The organism is Fundidesulfovibrio butyratiphilus (assembly GCF_054657235.1).
Genome location: NZ_BAAHXA010000001.1, coordinates 671,814 through 686,797, shown reverse-complemented (window position 1 = coordinate 686,797; position 14,984 = coordinate 671,814). Strand labels below are relative to the sequence as shown.

At 62.6% G+C, this 14,984-nt stretch carries 15 protein-coding genes and 1 tRNA gene; 5 read left to right on the top strand and 11 right to left on the bottom strand.

Annotated elements, in window-relative coordinates; genetic code table 11:
- The first annotated feature begins 223 nt into the window (after positions 1-223).
- Positions 224-299 (top strand) — tRNA-Thr (locus ACYQ01_RS03470).
- A 730-nt stretch (positions 300-1,029) separates the two neighbouring features.
- On the opposite strand, the gene ACYQ01_RS03465 is transcribed toward ACYQ01_RS03470, so the two are convergent.
- From ACYQ01_RS03465 to ACYQ01_RS03420, 10 genes are all read right to left on the bottom strand, one after another.
- Entirely contained in the window at positions 1,030-2,724 is a 1,695-nt protein-coding gene (locus tag ACYQ01_RS03465) for an FAD-dependent oxidoreductase (protein ID WP_459932439.1), read from the bottom strand.
- A gap of 95 nt (positions 2,725-2,819) precedes the next feature.
- Positions 2,820-3,683, bottom strand: coding sequence for a P-loop NTPase (locus ACYQ01_RS03460; protein ID WP_459932438.1), 864 nt, complete (start codon positions 3,681-3,683; stop codon positions 2,820-2,822).
- Between the two features lie 35 nt (positions 3,684-3,718).
- Positions 3,719-3,976: an FmdB family zinc ribbon protein gene (locus tag ACYQ01_RS03455; RefSeq protein ID WP_459932437.1), complete on the bottom strand. Its 258-nt coding sequence runs from the start codon at positions 3,974-3,976 to the stop codon at positions 3,719-3,721.
- 41 nt (positions 3,977-4,017) lie between these two features.
- Complete coding sequence (locus ACYQ01_RS03450) at positions 4,018-4,926, bottom strand: ATP-binding protein (protein WP_459932436.1); 909 nt, start codon at positions 4,924-4,926, stop codon at positions 4,018-4,020.
- On the bottom strand, positions 4,919-5,791 hold the full coding sequence (locus ACYQ01_RS03445; RefSeq protein WP_459932435.1) for a nucleotide-binding protein: 873 nt from the start codon (positions 5,789-5,791) through the stop codon (positions 4,919-4,921). The genes ACYQ01_RS03450 and ACYQ01_RS03445 overlap by 8 nt, the downstream gene beginning before the upstream one ends.
- 7 nt (positions 5,792-5,798) lie before the next feature.
- The gene (locus tag ACYQ01_RS03440) at positions 5,799-6,491 is read right to left on the bottom strand and encodes a NifB/NifX family molybdenum-iron cluster-binding protein (RefSeq protein ID WP_459932434.1); all 693 of its coding nucleotides are present in this window, start codon (positions 6,489-6,491) and stop codon (positions 5,799-5,801) included.
- 77 nt (positions 6,492-6,568) lie between these two features.
- Complete coding sequence (locus ACYQ01_RS03435) at positions 6,569-6,799, bottom strand: hypothetical protein (protein WP_459932433.1); 231 nt, start codon at positions 6,797-6,799, stop codon at positions 6,569-6,571.
- A gap of 86 nt (positions 6,800-6,885) precedes the next feature.
- Positions 6,886-7,290, bottom strand: a complete 405-nt coding sequence (locus ACYQ01_RS03430) for a DUF134 domain-containing protein (RefSeq protein ID WP_459932432.1) — start codon at positions 7,288-7,290, stop codon at positions 6,886-6,888.
- Positions 7,291-7,577: 287 nt separating this feature from the next.
- Positions 7,578-8,423, bottom strand: a complete 846-nt coding sequence (locus tag ACYQ01_RS03425) for a hypothetical protein (protein ID WP_459932431.1) — start codon at positions 8,421-8,423, stop codon at positions 7,578-7,580.
- Positions 8,424-8,684: 261 nt separating this feature from the next.
- Positions 8,685-9,122, bottom strand: a complete 438-nt coding sequence (locus ACYQ01_RS03420) for a phage regulatory CII family protein (protein WP_459932430.1) — start codon at positions 9,120-9,122, stop codon at positions 8,685-8,687.
- Positions 9,123-9,868: 746 nt separating this feature from the next.
- Here ACYQ01_RS03420 and ACYQ01_RS03415 point away from each other — a divergent pair.
- The 4 genes from ACYQ01_RS03415 to hypE all read left to right on the top strand — a co-directional run bounded on the left by ACYQ01_RS03415 (position 9,869) and on the right by hypE (position 14,440).
- The gene (locus ACYQ01_RS03415) at positions 9,869-11,896 is read left to right on the top strand and encodes a methyl-accepting chemotaxis protein (RefSeq protein WP_459932429.1); all 2,028 of its coding nucleotides are present in this window, start codon (positions 9,869-9,871) and stop codon (positions 11,894-11,896) included.
- A gap of 89 nt (positions 11,897-11,985) precedes the next feature.
- Positions 11,986-12,213, top strand: a complete 228-nt coding sequence (locus ACYQ01_RS03410) for a HypC/HybG/HupF family hydrogenase formation chaperone (RefSeq protein ID WP_459932428.1) — start codon at positions 11,986-11,988, stop codon at positions 12,211-12,213.
- Complete coding sequence (gene hypD / locus ACYQ01_RS03405) at positions 12,200-13,294, top strand: hydrogenase formation protein HypD (protein WP_459932427.1); 1,095 nt, start codon at positions 12,200-12,202, stop codon at positions 13,292-13,294. The genes ACYQ01_RS03410 and hypD overlap by 14 nt, the downstream gene beginning before the upstream one ends.
- Positions 13,295-13,435: 141 nt before the next feature.
- On the top strand, positions 13,436-14,440 hold the full coding sequence (gene hypE / locus ACYQ01_RS03400; RefSeq protein ID WP_459932426.1) for a hydrogenase expression/formation protein HypE: 1,005 nt from the start codon (positions 13,436-13,438) through the stop codon (positions 14,438-14,440).
- 135 nt (positions 14,441-14,575) lie between these two features.
- On the opposite strand, the gene ACYQ01_RS03395 is transcribed toward hypE, so the two are convergent.
- Positions 14,576-14,791 (bottom strand): hypothetical protein, encoded by a 216-nt coding sequence (locus ACYQ01_RS03395; protein ID WP_459932425.1) that lies wholly within the window; start codon positions 14,789-14,791, stop codon positions 14,576-14,578.
- Positions 14,792-14,984 lie beyond the last annotated feature (193 nt).

Here is a 14,984-nt window from a genome sequence, read left to right as displayed (position 1 = left end):
GGTGGCCTTTTTCGTGGCGTCACGAAAATGGTCAAGGCGCGTGTTTTCGCGGATGCGCGCAAAAGGGTAGGGCAAGCATGTTTCGTGCCTGGGCGAACCTCAAGGTTTGCAAACAGTATGCATGGTGCATACTGTTTTGACCAAAAATGACCTCATTTGACCACTTCACGGAAACGGCTTGACTGGCCTCTAGGCCCCGTGTATCAAGCATTTCCGCCCAATCGCCAGCATAGCTCAGTTGGTAGAGCAGCTGATTCGTAATCAGCAGGTCAGGAGTTCGAGTCTCCTTGCTGGCTCCAGAAAAGACAAGGGGTCAAGCCGAAAGGCCTGACCCCTTTTTCGTTGGTGTTGAATTATTTTCCCACATTGAGGATTGTTAGAACGCGCACTTCAGTTTGAGAAATCCTTCTGCCCCATGCAGCAGGTGTAAGGCGGAGCGCGATTCGGCACGCCGCCTCGGGAGATAGGGCGTAGTAGCTGGTCGCGTTTCAATCCACGCCCTTGCGCGGGGGGCGAGCTGGACGCGGTTCCTGTCGCCTCGCTTGGGCCGCCCCCGCTTGTGTTCCACGGGGAAAGGCCGCCACGGGCCTTTCGTGGCGGGGTTGTGGAACTCCACCACGTCCGCCACGCCGGAAAGGCCAAGCCTGAGCGAACGCAGGTGCAAGGCAAAGGCCGTGCGGACGCCCGGTTCGCTACGACCTCCGCCCCCGGGGACCCGCTCGTGCGCCACCGCGCCTTTCGCCGTGAAGCGGTTGTCGGCCCACAGCCCCTCCACATGGATGAGGCGCGCACTGGCGCTCGCAGTAGAGAAGATGCTGCAAGCCCGACAGGGGCAGAAGGTCGTTCTCGTCGTACGTGGGCTGAGAGACGCCGGATTTGCCGCTATTTCGCCTTCGCGTCGAGAAAAGGAGGACCGGCCGTTTGTCGTATGACGACCGGCCGGTCTTCGTGAGGCGCGGGCGGGCGCGGAGCGGCGCGCCCTGGGGCTGAGTCCCGCCGCTTGGAGGGGACGGCGGGACCCGAGTCGATCTATTTGGCCCTGGGGAAGGGCCAAGCCACCAGGCCGCCCTCCATGACCAGGACATTGGTGTATCCGTTGGCCCAGAGCACTTGCTGGGCCTCGTAGCCGCGCATGGAGACCTTGCAGTAGGTCACCACCTTGGTCGTCTTGTCCGCGGGCAGTTCGCCCAGGCGGGAACGCAACTGGCCCAGGGGGATGAGCGTCTCTCCAGCGCCCAGGAGCATCTCCTCCTGCTCGGCGGGTCCGCGCACGTCCAGCAGATAGGGCTTGTCCGCCGACTCGAGCATGTCATGCACCTCCAGGCTGGAAACGCCGAGCATTCGTCCGCGCATCTTGTTTTCCAGCACGTGGGCCGTGGCGATGAAGTGATCGATGGCCTGGGAGTAGGGCGGGGCGTAGGGCAAGTCGGCCATGACCAGGTCGGAAACCTTGAGTCCGGCCATCACGGCCACGGCGGCTTCGGCCACCTGCCGGTTGACCTCGCCCAGTCCCACGCAGGCATAGCCCAGGACGCGTCCGGTCGCGGCGTCCGCGATGATTTTGGAGATGATGGGTTTGCCGCCCATGAATCCCGGCTTGTCCGGCCCGGCGTTGACCGCGGTCATCACGTTGAAGCCCAACTGGCGCGCCTTGGCTTCGGAAAAGCCCGTGGAGCCGGCCGTGAAGTCGAACACCTTGCAGATGCCCGAATAGATGGTGCCGGGAAACTCCACCTGGGCGTCCAGGGCGGCGTTTTCGCCGGCCGCGCGGCCTTCCAGGTTGGCCAGGTCGCCGAAGGGGGCCAGGGTCTTGCGGCCCGTAATGCGGCAGGTCACTTCGGCGCAGTCGCCGGCTGCGAAAATGTCCGGGTCCGAGGTGCGCATGGTCTTGTCGACCAGAATGCCGCCGGTGTCACCGATGGCGAGTCCGGCTTGGCGGGCCAGGTCCACGTTGGGCGTCACGCCCAGGGCCACCACGGCCAGTTCGCAGGGCAGTTCCTGGCCGTCTTCCAGCACCACGGAAGAGAGCTTTCCGTTTTGGCCCTTGAAGGCGGACACGCCGATTCCTGTCAGAAGGCGCACGCCCTTGGATCGGGCATGGTTTTCCACCAGCATGGCCAGTTCGGGATCGAGAAAGGGCAGCACGTGGGGCAATTTTTCCACCACGGCCACATGCATGCCGCATTCGGTCAGGGCCTCGCAGGCTTCCATGCCGATGAGTCCGCCGCCGCAGACCACGGCCGGCCGGCCCTTGGACGCCTGTCCGGCGGCGCGCAGGCGGTCGGCGTCTTCCATGGAGTGCAGGGCGGTGACGCCTTCGAGTTCGATGCCGGGAAATTTCGGCATGCGCGGCTTGGCGCCCGTGCAAAGAATGAGTTTGTCATAGGGCAGGGTGCCGGCCTCGCCGGTAGCGGCGCAGGCGTAGCTCACGGTCTTTTCGGCCCGGTTCACGGCGGTGACTTCGGTGTTCACCAAGGCCTTCACGCCCTTGGCCCCGCCAAAAAAGGCCGGGTCTCGTACGACGCCCACGGGGGTGCTGAGCAGCTGGTTGCGCTGGGCCACTTGGCCCGACACGTAATAGGGGTATCCGCAAGAGGCCATGGAAAGTTCCGGGGCCTTTTGCACGAGAACCACTTCGGCTCCCTGGTCCAGTCGTTTGGCCCTGGCCGCGGCCTTGGGCCCGGCGGCTGTGCCTCCGATGACGACGATGCGCTTCGCGCTCATGTGCGTGCTCCTTGCTTGGAAGTCGCCGGGACGGTCCACGAGCGTCCGTCCCGAACGACCTGTCGATTCTTCGCGCCCCCCGTCGGCGCTCGATCTTAGCTCTTGGTTTGCCCCTTGGCGATGTCGCCCAAACCAAGGACCTTGGACACTACGTTCTTGAAAGCCAAGGCGGCCGGAGTGGTGCCCTTGACGGCCAAGGCCGCCTGGCCGTGATCGGCCTCTTCCGCCACGCCGGGTTCGAGGGGGATGCGTCCCAGGAAGGGCACTCCGGTTTCCTCGGCCAGCCGCTCGCCGCCGCCCGACCGGAAGATGTCGTGCACCGTGTTGCAGTTGGGGCAGGTGAACCCGGAAAAGTTTTCGACAATGCCCAAAATCGGGTTACCCAGTTCGCGGCAGAAGCTCACCGAGCGGCGCACGTCGTCCACGGCCACCTGCTGGGGCGTGGTGACGATCAGGGCCAGGGCGTCCTGGCCGAGGAACTGCATGACGGAAAGCGGTTCGTCACCCGTTCCGGGAGGGCAGTCCACCACCAGATAGTCGAGGGGACCCCAGTCCACGTCTTCGAGAAACTGCTTGATGACCCCGCCCTTGACCGGGCCGCGCCAGATGACCGGGACGCCCGGGCCGGGCAGGAAAAATCCCATGGAAACCACCTTGAGGTTCCAGCTCCATTCCACGGGCAGGATGGCCTTGTCCGTGGTCTTGGGCTTGGCTTCCTCCAGGCCCATGATGCGGGGAATGCTCGGACCGTGGATGTCCACGTCCAGAAGGCCGGTCTGTTTGCCTTCGAGGGAAAGGCCCACGGCCAGATTGGCGGAGACGGTGCTCTTGCCCACCCCGCCCTTGCCGGAGAGCACCACGATTTTGTGGCGAATGTGGTCCAGGGAAAGGCTTTCAGGGGCCGAGTTGGGCTCGTGGCCGGGGCAGGAGCCCCCGGCGTCGCAGGACTGGTTGTTCATTGCTGCTTCGCTTTGTTTTCAGGTTGCTGTGAGTGTTATTGAACGTTGGCCTTGCCGCAGCACGACCCGGGACCGGCGCATCCGGCCGCTCCGGGAGTCGACCCGCAGCATCCCGTGTCCTTGGGGCCGGGCAGGCGTTGCCCGGTCTTGCCGGTCAGGCTGCTGGTGGGAGACATGAGCCGGGCCAGGGCTTTTTCGCCGCAGGCCGGGCAGGGGGGCAAGTCGCCCGCCGCCAGGGTGATCGTCTCGCAGGTATGGCCGCAGGAACGGCATACGACGTCATAAATGGGCATGAATATCCTCCTTCGATTCGGCGGCCGGGTCAGTGCGGCGATCAGAGGCGTTTGAGTTCGACCTTCAGGGTCCGATCCGGCACGGCCAGGTCGTAAATGCGCGCCCAGGCGCGCCCGAGTTCTTCGGCCATGGCGTTATTGCCCGGCATTTCCGTGACCGCCTTGCCCTGGAGCATGGCCTGGAAGAAAATGTCGTCGTGGGCCAGGCGCGCCACCACTTCACAGTCCCTGGCCTTGGCCAGGGTTTCGATTTCTTCGGCGGCCTTCTCGTTCAGGTCGCTCTTGTTCACGATCACGCAGGCCCGCATCCTGAAGTGCGCGCACAGGTCAAGCAGCCGCCCCAGATCGTGGAGGCCCGCGGCCGTGGCCTCCGGGACGCACACGGCAAGGGTGGCTCCGGAAAACGAGCTGATGACCGGGCAACCGATGCCGGGCGCGCCGTCGCACACAATGGTGTCGGCGCCGCGCTCGCGGGCGATTTCCCGGGCCTGTTTCTTGAGCAGGGCCACCAGGCGTCCGGAATTTTCCTCGCCCGGTATGAGCTGGGCGTGGGCCATGACGCCAAAGCGCGTTTCGCTGACGTACCATTCGCCGCAGCGCTTGGGCACAAGCGTTATGGCCTTGGCCGGACAGAAGGCCTCGCACACCGCGCAGCCCTCGCAATACATCGGGGAGACGACCGCCCGGTCTTCCACCATGGAAACGGCGTCGAACCGACACATGTCCGCGCACACTGCGCAGCCTTCGCACTTCTGGGGGTCCACCACCGCCTCCAACCCGGACACGAAATCCTCGCGCTTGAAGACTTTCGGGTCAAGCAGCAGATGCAGGTCTGGAGCGTCCACGTCCAGGTCGCAAAGCACGGCGTTTTTGGCCATGTGGGCCAGGGCGGCCGTGACCGAGGTCTTGCCCGAGCCGCCTTTCCCGCTCACGATCACGATCTCACGCATGGTCGCCCCCCTGGCCGGCCACGCGGCGCAGACCGTCGCGCAGGGCCTCGAAGGCCTTGCGCAGGGCGGGGTCGCGCTCATGGGCCACTTCGGCCTTGGCGCTGGCCGCGGCCACGGTTCGGTCGTAGGGTATCTTGCACAACACGGGCAGTCCCTTTTCCCGGCAGAACGACTCCACGGACGTGTCCCCCGTGCCCGCCCGGTTTATGACCACGGCGAGGGGTCTGTCCAGGGTGGAGAAGGCCTGCCAGGCCAGGTTGAAGTCGTGGAACCCGAAACGGGTGGGCTCCACGACGATGAGGATCAGGTCGCTGTCCCGGGCGGCGTTGATCGCCGGGCAGCTCACCCCCGGAGGGCAGTCCAACACCGCGTCCATGGCGGCGCTTGGTCCGTAGTCGTCCACGCGGTGTTTCACCGCCCGGATCAGCGGGGGGCTCATGGCTTCGCCCACGCGCAAATCGCCCATGAGAAAGTCGCCGTAGGGCGATTTGCCCGAGAGGAGCGAGCCCAGCAGGCGTTTACCCGGGGTCAGCGCTCCCTCCTCGGGGCAGATGGCCAAGCAGCCGCCGCAACTGTGGCACAGGTCGGGAAAAACGAGCAGCTTTTTCCCCATGACCGCGATGGCGCCGAACTGGCAAAGTCGCGAGCATTTCTTGCAGAACACGCACTTCGACGCGTCGGCCACGGGCACTTCCATGTACACGTCTTCCCCGGGGTTCAGATCGGGGCGCAGAAAGAGGTGGAGGTTGGGCTCTTCCACGTCGAGATCCACGGCCACCACGGGCCGATCCCACACGCTGATCAGGCCCGAGGCCACAGTGGTCTTGCCCACTCCGCCCTTGCCGCTCACCACCGCCACGCGCATGGGGAGCCTACTTGTTCGGGGCGTCGGCAAAGGCGACGTTCCCGGCTTTGAAACTTTCCACCGCGTCCCGGACGCTGCCCCCGTCCAAGCCCTGGCCGACTTTGACGCCGGCCGCCTTGAGGGCCTGAAAGGCCTTGGGGCCGACGAACCCCGTGAGCAGGACGCCCGCTCCGGCATCGGCCACGCGTTCGGCGGCCTGAATGCCCGCGCCGTGCGACATGGCCTGGGAGGCGCCGTTGTCGACCCAGGAACATTCCATGGTTTGCGTGTCCACGACGACAAAACCGGCGGCCCGTCCGAAACGGGGATCGACCGGGCTGTCCAGGCCCGGGGCCTCCGCTGTGACTGCAATGCGTTCCATGCTGATTCTCCTTGAGGATTGCGCCTCGGCCACGCCCTCCCCGCGCTCCGGGAAAGGCGTTTCGCCTTCCTCGATGCGCAGGGCCAGGGCGTTGACCAGGGCATTGGCCACTTGACGGCGGGCCTCGCCCAGAATGCGTCCGAACGTGTGTCGCGAAATCCCCATGCGGGCCGCCGCCTCGGAGGTGGTGAGGCTTTGCAGGTCGGCCAGTCTGAGGGCTTCGAGCCCTTCAAGGGGCAGGTAGACCTCGGCCAGATCGCTTAAGGGGATTCCCCTGGGCTTGAAGTAGGTGGCCCGGGGTTTAGCGGACACCTTCCGACAGAGGCGGGGCCGTGCCATGGCCACTCCTTGATTTTGCTCAAACGAGCGTTATGACCGATCGATCGACTTGTCAACCGCTGCTGCCGTCAGGACGGCTATCTGCCCTGTTCCCTGAGGCAACTGCCGTCGCGGCGGCGGCGTCGCATACCGCCTTGGCCTTGGCCGTTCCCGTAGCCGTTGGCTCCTTGGCCGGCGAACTCGGAACCCGCGGGCAGGCTGGTCGCGGAGTTGTCTTCGAAGGCCGCTGCGTTGCGGCCCATGCCGCGTCCGCCCTGGCCCTGACCGACGCCCATGCCGCGTCCGCCCTGGCCCTGGCCGGCACCCATGCCCCGGCCGCCCTGGCCTTGACCTTGACCGGCGCATCCACGACCGGAACCTTGTCCTCGACCGCATCGCGTTTGATTCATTTGTCTCATGATGTTTCCTCCTTGGGAGCTTGTCCCGTTTCGTTCCGGTTGGCGCGCCCCTGGCCTCGTCCGCCCTGGCCGCGCCGGCCCGGACCCCGACCGTTGCGCGTGGGAACCGTTTCGATTGCGTCCTCTTCGGTCTCCACACGAATGGCCCAACCGTTGCTTATGGCCCTGGCCACCACGCAGCGGGCTTCGGCCAGCACCCGGCACAGAGTGGGACGGGAAACGCCCATGCGTTGGGCCGCTTCTTCCTGGCTCAGGCCCAGGGCGTCCACCAGGCGCATGGCCTCGTATCCGTCCAGCGGCAGGGTGACCCCGCGCAGGTCGGCCAGGGCCACGCCCTGGGGCTTGTAGAACAGGGCGGGCGGCAGGGCCTGGATGCAACGGCGTTTCCTGGGACGGGGCATGTGTGCTCCTGTTTTGAAATTATGTTCATAACTAGTTCCGGAAGAGGGGGCTGTCAAGGAGGGACGAATTTGATTTCTGGCGATGGTGAAATTTTCTTGGAAAAGCGGATAAGCGTGGCGCGCGTGATTCAGGTTGGAAATAGATCTGGTGAGTTTGATATAAAGGATGGAATGCCCTGTAGGCTGGAAAGATATACCAACGATTAGCCCAAGGGTGAGAAGTAGTAGAAGAAAATGTCATCAAACAAGGCAAGTGATTTGCCTTGTTTGATGTGTGAAAAGGACTGTTATTTCATTTTAAAGTTGATAAGGCCAACCTGAGAGATCGAAGGCAAAAAGCTAATGCCAAAGTTAGCCCTGCGAACGAACTCGTCTCCGGTAACCTCTTGTGTCTCTCCGTTGGCAGGATCAAGTAAGACAACCTTGTCAAGGCACATTTGAATTTTTCTTTTGACAAGACTGTCGGCGAAGGTTGGCTCAATATATGAAAAATACAGTGCAATAACAATTTCAATGTGTCCAATGTCCTGATTTGGGTTTTGAAACCCAACTAAGAGAAGGTGATCCATGCCTATTGAGCCATAAAGCATGTCTCCTGTTATAGGCCTTGTGTAGGTGACTTTTTTGAACGAGTTGATAAGCTTGGCAAAAATATCGGCCTCATTCTTTGGGGAGTCTGCATGGAAAAGTTCATCTCGAATTCGATCAATGTCTTTTGATGAAAATTTTACCTTGTCATGGTTTAGGAGCATAATGGAACATGCTGCCCAACAGTCGTTATCTGTCTTTTGAATATATACATCTGTCGAATTGTTGAACGATGTTTTCAGATAAAAATAATTGTTCTCAAGCCGTTTTACACAGTCTGATCCGTTTATGCGCTGCAATTCTTTGTTTGTCGGAATGTATGAGGTGCGGGATTTTGGGTACTCCGCAGAGGTATAGACCTTGTCAAATATGCCGAAAGAGTTGTCAGATACTTCAAATTTATGCTGTCCAGCCGTTGCAACGCATCCGGAGAGAGCTAACATAATAAACAAAATAACATAACACATGGCAGAATGATAGATGTAGAGGGGCTTAATTGGCTTGACATTTTTCTGCGTCAAAAGGGAAATCTTGTGGCTTTTCATTAATAGTTACACCTGGTTGTGTTTGAAAAAGTAACGCCATATGAGTAGACACGGAACACGTGCCGTAATATTTATATGTCATAGGCGTATATCACCGCGCGGTAAAAGTCAAGGGATTTATAGAATCCCAAATCTTTTCCTGGCAGTGATGAATGGATTTGTTTTGTTTTTTTGTCGTAGAAAAATTTTTATATGCTTGTGAGTGATGTGTTTTGATGCTGCCTAGTGTGGCCATTCTGTTTTTCGCGAGTGCTCTTTCGTTCAGCGCTGTGAATTTTGCCCATCGATTTCGCGCGTGTAGGCCACGAAGTCCTCATGCACCTGGCGGATGACCATTTCGCGCAGTTCGGCGATGGTTTCAGGTGCTTCGCGGTCCATGATGGCGCGGTGGTACTGGGCCATGGCGTCGTAGGAGTCCAGAAGCTCTTCGTGCAGGGTGGGTTTGTCGGGAAAGATGTCGTCCGTGGCCACCACGCGGCAGTTCATGCGCGCGGCCAGGTAGCGAAGCGGCATGATGGACTGGCAGGCCTGCATGAGGGGTAGAAGGGTCTCCACCCCGAGCTTGGCCCCTTTGTCCTCGGTGTTTATCTCGCGCATGAGCGTGGAGTAGGGCTTGCCCGCCTCCTTGGCCAACTGCTTGGCGGGTTTGTCCGAGGTGTCGATCATCTTTCGGATGACATCGTATATGGTCTTGGGCATGAGAAAATTTCCTCCGCAATCTCATGGCGCGCGGGATACGAAGCGGATAGGGGGAGAAGTGACTCTCCTCAGGAGCGCCGCGCGTTTCGCCGGTCGCCGCATGCGCCGCGGCCGCAAAACGCTTTCGCCACCCCCCCCCCATCCCCGGACGATGGCGTCCACCGGCGGGATGCGCGGCGCTATCCCGTGAAACGGTATCTGGAAACTCTCGATCCGTGTGCTCTTCGGCCGGCCGGCCCTGGGATTTGTTCGTCAGGGGGGACGCTTCAAGAGCGTCGCATCATTCCCGAGCGTGGGCCTTCTCATACCTCAAGGGCAACCTCTTGTCATCCGTAGGAAATTTTGCCTCGCGCCACGTCCGTGCGCGGGGAGCCGGCCTGGCGACGGCGATATCGCGCTGGCGGGCGCGATGACGGCCTCCCGCTTCCGGGGCGTCGGGCCAAGCCAGGGCGCGCGCCTGGCGAAGCCGAGCGCATGGACCCGTTCCGCCCGCGAATTTGCGGACTGGGGGGAGCCACGGCCAGCGGTCGATCTGGGCCGAGCTCGGGAATTTCATGGAAAATTTGAAACGAGGGTGGTCAATCCTTGGCCGGTTTGGTAGGATAATTTGAATCGTCGTATTCGTGGCGTGAGCGCCGCGTCTCCCCCGGCGAGGCGCTCAGGGGCTCGGATTCGGGAGAAAACGGCTTGGCTCCGGGCAGATGCGCAAGGATCGCCTTGACACCATGCATTGAAGGAGGACTCTCGTGAGCATTCGATTTCGTCTTATGGCCTCGGTCATAGGCATGTTGGCCATCGCTCTGGGAGTGTTTTTTTCGCTCTGGACCCTGGACAAACACCAGGAAGGGGTAAGCGCATCGGTCAACCTGGCCGGGCGCCAACGCATGCTTTCCCAGCGGATCGCCAAGCAGGCCATGGCTTCCGTGTGGAACGTTCAGGAGGACAAAGCCAAGGCCAAAGCCACGTTGCAGGCTTTGATCGAGGTGTTTGAAGCCACGCAAACGGCCCTTGCCCAGGGTGGAGCGGCCCCGGCGAGCCTTGATCCCAGAGGGAGTTCCATGACCCTGGTCGAGGCGTCCCCCGAGGTCAAGACGCTGTTGCAGGCCGTCGTTCCCGCGTGGAACAACCTGCGCGCGGACGTTCTGGCCGCGACGGCCGCTTCCGTGGGCCAGGCCGAGGCGACGCCACTTTCCCGCAAACTGCTTGCCGACAGCGATGCCGTGACAGGGGCCGTCAACAGCGCGGTGTCGCTCATGCAGAGCCAGGCCGAATCCCGTTCCCGGTTGTCGGTTGTCGTCCTCCTGGCGGGAGCGGCGGGCTTGGCCTGCGTGGGGCTGATCATCGTGTTGGGCATGAGCCGGCACGTGCTCGCCCCGCTTCGGGAAGTGCATCGCTTCGCCGTCAGCAACGCCTCGGGCGATTATTCGGTCACGCTGGAAGGGGATTTCCAGGCCGAATTGCGCGAAACCGTGGTGGCGCTCAAGTCCATGAGCGTCCAGTTGCTCAAGTCCTTGGGATTCGCCCAGGGGGTTCTTGACGGCATCAAGACGCCCTTTCTCGTGGTGGACGAAAATCAGAAGCTCACCTTGACCAACCAGGCCCTGCTCGATCTTTTGGAATGCGACGGCGCGCCCGAAAGCTACTATGGCCAAAGCGCGGCCCTGTTCTTTTACGGCGACGAAAATCGGCGGACCTACCTTGGCGAGGCCATCACACGGCGCTCCTCCGTGGTGCACGAGGTGGAGACCGTGGCCAAAAAGGGGTCGGTGCGCCAGATTCTCACCGCGGCTTCGCCCATTTTCAACAAGATCACCGGGGACCTCATGGGCGGCCTGTGCCTGTTCACGGACCTTTCGGCCGTGCGCGCGCAGGAGGCCGAGATCACCCGACGCAACCAGGCGATCACCCAGGCGGTGCAGTCCGCCGAGGTGATTTCCGCCCAGGTGGAAGAGGACGCCAAGACCCTCGAACAGCGGTTGGACGCCGTGGTCGAAGGCTCCAGCAGGCAAAGGGACCGGCTGGACCAGGCCGGGGGGGCCGTCGGTCTCATCGACGAGAACGCGGCCCAGGTGGCCTCCGGGGCCAAGCGGGTCGCGGAAACGTCGGCCGACGCCGGGCGCAAGGCGCGCGAGGGCGAAGGGATGGTGGCCAAGCTGGGCGACGCCATGGAGCGGGTGCGCGACCTGGCCACCGGGCTGCGGCACGCCATGGGCGGTCTGGGGCAGCAGGCCCAGTCCATCGGGCAGATCATGACCGTGATTTCCGACATCGCGGATCAGACCAACCTCTTGGCGCTCAACGCCGCCATCGAGGCCGCCCGGGCCGGAGAGGCCGGACGCGGTTTCGCCGTGGTGGCCGACGAGGTGCGCAAGCTGGCCGAAAAGACCATGAGCGCCACCAAGGAGGTGGGGTCGGCCATCGCGGATATACAGCACGGGGTGGGCGTCAATGTCGAGCAGGTGGACCAGGCCGTGGAAGCCGTCGGCCAAACCTACGACATGACGCGCGATTCCGGCCAGGCCCTGCGCGACATCGTGGTGCTGGTGGAAGGAGCGAGCACGCAGATGTTCGACATCGCCCACAACGCCGAAAGCCAGTCCGAAGCGGTGCGCGACGTGAACCAGTCCTTTTCGGACATCAACCATCTGGCTTCGCTTTCGGTGGAGGCGGCAGGCGAGGCCGAGCAGGCCCTGGTGACCCTGCGCGACAACACCGAGCGTCTCAAGCGCTTGATCGACCAGTCGGAACAGGGAAGTCCGGCTGCCTTGACTTGAACCCGACCCGAGCATAGTTGAGGCGACTTTTCCTGCGGCCGCCTTCCCTGCGGCCGCACGTTCTTTCAAGACCCGACGGGGGGTGCCCAATGTGTCTGGCCGTACCCATGGAAGTCAAACGTGTCGAAGGCGAAGTGGCCGATGTGGAAATCGGCGGCGTGCGCAAGCAGATCCGTCTCGACCTGCTGGAGGAAAAACCCCGGGAGGGCGAATTCGTCATCATCCACGCCGGATTCGCCATACAGAGCTTGAGCCGCGAGGCCGCCCTGGAGACCATCCAGATTTTTCAGGAAGGCTGGAACGTTGAACTCCTTTGAAGCCTTGCGCGACCCTGACCGTTGCCGGGCCGTTCTCGAACGTATCGAGAAATCCCTGGACGGGCGGCGCATGCGCTTCATGGAAGTCTGCGGTACCCACACCGTGGCTCTGTTTCGCAGTGGGGTGCATTCGCTTTTGCCCCGATCCGTGGTCCATCTGACCGGACCCGGCTGTCCCGTCTGCGTCACCCACGACTCCGAAGTGGCGGCCTTTCTGGAGGCCGCCCGCATGCGCGGCGTGGTGGTGGCCACCTTCGGCGATCTCATGCGCGTGCCCGGACCGGACGGGGCCAGCCTCAAGGACGCCCAGGCCGAGGGGGCGCGTGTCGAGGTGGTCTATTCGCCCATGGACGCGCTGGAATTGGCCAGGAGGAACCCGGGGGACAAGGTGGTTTTTCCGGGAGTGGGCTTCGAGACCACAACGCCCACCGTGGCCGCCACCTTGCGTCTGGCCAAACGGGAAGGAGTGACGAATTTTTTTGTCCTGCCCTTTCATAAGATCGTGCCCCCGGCCCTGGAAGCCTTGGTGCAAGATTCGAACATGGCGGTCCAGGCCTTCATGTTGCCCGGGCATGTCTCGGCCATCATCGGCGTGGAGCCCTACCTCCCCCTGGCGGAAAAGTACCGCTTGCCGTCGGTCATCACTGGTTTCGAGCCGCTCGACCTCTTGCAGTCGATTTTTCTCATGGTCGAGATGCTTCGCACCCAAAATCCCCGGGTGGTCAACAACTACCGGCGCGTGGTGCCCCCGGAGGGCAATCCCAAGGCGCGAGCCATCGTGGACGAGGTTTTCCAGCCCTGCGACGCCCTGTGGCGCGGCATTGGGCTCATTTGCGGCAGCGGCCTGGCCTTGCGACCCGAATACAAGGCCTTCGACGCCTTCGAAGCGCTGGGAATCACACTGCGCGAAACGCCGGCCATTCCGGGCTGTCGATGCGGAGACGTGCTCAAGGGCCTGTTGCCGCCGAACAAGTGCCCCCTCTTTGGCAAGGTGTGCACGCCTTCCTCTCCCGTGGGACCGTGCATGGTCTCCACCGAGGGCGGGTGCGCGGCGTACTTCAAGTACCGGTTGGCGGACTAGAAGGCGGCCACGGAAGAAGAAACGCTTCCCCCGGACCGGTTTTTCCCCCCCCCCCGCGCGAGGGGGAGGCGGGCTTTTCGGACGGTCAACCAGGTGGCGATGACGGACCCGGCGCGCGAGGCGCCATGGAAGGATGCACGGGTGGGCAAGAAGATTCTTCTCGATTACGGCAGCGGCGGACTGGCTTCGCAACGTCTGGTGGCCGAGGTGTTCGTCAAACATCTTTCCAACGCCTTTCTCGCCCGCATGGACGACGCGGCGCTTGTCAAGCTGAACGGTCCCGTGGCCGTGAGCACAGACAGCTTTACCGTGGATCCGATTTTTTTCCCCGGCGGGGACATCGGGTGCCTGGCCGTCCACGGAACGGTCAACGACGTGGCCATGATGGGGGCCAGACCCCGCTACCTGACCTGCGGTTTCATCCTGGAAGAGGGGTTCGAATTCGACGACCTGGAGCGCATCGTGGCCTCCATGGCCCAGGCCGCCCGCCACGCGGGAGTGAAGGTGGTGGCCGGCGACACCAAGGTGGTGCCTCGGGGCATGGCGGACAAGATTTTCATCAACACCACGGGCCTGGGCGAGGTGGTGGCAAAACCCGCGCCCGGAGGCCGACGGGCCAGGCCGGGGGATGTGGTCCTTCTCAGCGGCACGGTGGGCGATCACGGGCTGACGGTGTTGTCCTGCCGCCAGGGCCTCGGCTTGGACGCACCGGTGCGAAGCGACTGCGCCTCGCTTAACCATGTGGTGCTCAAGCTGTTGCGCGCCGGGGTGCGTCCCCGGGTGCTGCGCGACCCCACTCGGGGCGGGCTGGCCACCACGCTCAACGAAATAGCCCTGCAGTCGGGTGTGGGCGTCGAAATCGAGGAGAGCGCCGTGCCCGTGGACCCGGCCGTGGCCTCAGGCTGCGAGATCCTGGGGCTTGACCCGTTGTATTTGGCCAACGAAGGCAAGTTCTTGTGCGTTGTGGAGCCCGGCCAGGCCGAAAAGGCCCTTGGGATTTTGCACATGGACAAATTGGGGCGCAGGGCCTGCGCCATCGGCAGGATCACGGCGGAAAACGCGGGCAAAGTGGCGTTGCGCACGTCTCTGGGCGGCCGCCGGCTGCTGGGCATGCTGGAAGGGGAGCAACTGCCGCGAATCTGCTAGCGTCGCACCCTCAAAAGAAAACAACGTGCGACGCTTCACGCCCGGTTCGCATCGGGATGGAGCGAGGGGCAGAAACGGTCCTCGTCGTGACGAACGGGCGGGGCGAAAAAACGCGGTTGCGGGAAGCGTCGGCCGTCAGCGACTGACCAGGCGCAGACAAGACCTGAGCATGAGTTCGTGCAGGATGATGCGCTCGTATTCGACATGACTTTCTCCCGCGGGCGGGGCGTCGTCCAGAGCGCGCTCAAGGTGCTGGGTTTCCTCCCAGAAGTCGAGCAACTCGTCGTCGGCCAGCGTCTTGAGTTGGTCTTCCAGGGGGTACTGATCGTTTTCGGGGAAAAATTGACCCATTCGCGCGATGCCTCCAAGACCGGACCTTCGTCGGGAAGGGCAGAGCATAAAGCAGTTTCATTTTTTTGCAATACCCGGGACGGTCGGGATTTTCGGTTCGACGAAGACGTTTTTCGTATTGCCACAAGCACCTTTTAGGGCTAGAAAGGCGGTGTTGTGAATATCAGACGCGATCGTCCCGGGCGGGAAACCT

Bases quoted from the DNA above. Each gene is read 5' to 3' on its own strand.
- ACYQ01_RS03465 (WP_459932439.1), bottom strand. From the start codon at position 2,724: ATGAGCGCGAAGCGCATCGTCGTCATCGGAGGCACAGCCGCCGGGCCC.
- ACYQ01_RS03460 (WP_459932438.1), bottom strand. From the start codon at position 3,683: ATGAACAACCAGTCCTGCGACGCCGGGGGCTCCTGCCCCGGCCACGAG.
- ACYQ01_RS03455 (WP_459932437.1), bottom strand. From the start codon at position 3,976: ATGCCCATTTATGACGTCGTATGCCGTTCCTGCGGCCATACCTGCGAG.
- ACYQ01_RS03450 (WP_459932436.1), bottom strand. From the start codon at position 4,926: ATGCGTGAGATCGTGATCGTGAGCGGGAAAGGCGGCTCGGGCAAGACC.
- ACYQ01_RS03445 (WP_459932435.1), bottom strand. From the start codon at position 5,791: ATGCGCGTGGCGGTGGTGAGCGGCAAGGGCGGAGTGGGCAAGACCACT.
- ACYQ01_RS03440 (WP_459932434.1), bottom strand. From the start codon at position 6,491: ATGGCACGGCCCCGCCTCTGTCGGAAGGTGTCCGCTAAACCCCGGGCC.
- ACYQ01_RS03435 (WP_459932433.1), bottom strand. From the start codon at position 6,799: ATGGGTGCCGGCCAGGGCCAGGGCGGACGCGGCATGGGCGTCGGTCAG.
- ACYQ01_RS03430 (WP_459932432.1), bottom strand. From the start codon at position 7,290: ATGCCCCGTCCCAGGAAACGCCGTTGCATCCAGGCCCTGCCGCCCGCC.
- ACYQ01_RS03425 (WP_459932431.1), bottom strand. From the start codon at position 8,423: ATGAAAAGCCACAAGATTTCCCTTTTGACGCAGAAAAATGTCAAGCCA.
- ACYQ01_RS03420 (WP_459932430.1), bottom strand. From the start codon at position 9,122: ATGCCCAAGACCATATACGATGTCATCCGAAAGATGATCGACACCTCG.
- ACYQ01_RS03410 (WP_459932428.1), top strand. From the start codon at position 11,986: ATGTGTCTGGCCGTACCCATGGAAGTCAAACGTGTCGAAGGCGAAGTG.
- ACYQ01_RS03395 (WP_459932425.1), bottom strand. From the start codon at position 14,791: ATGGGTCAATTTTTCCCCGAAAACGATCAGTACCCCCTGGAAGACCAA.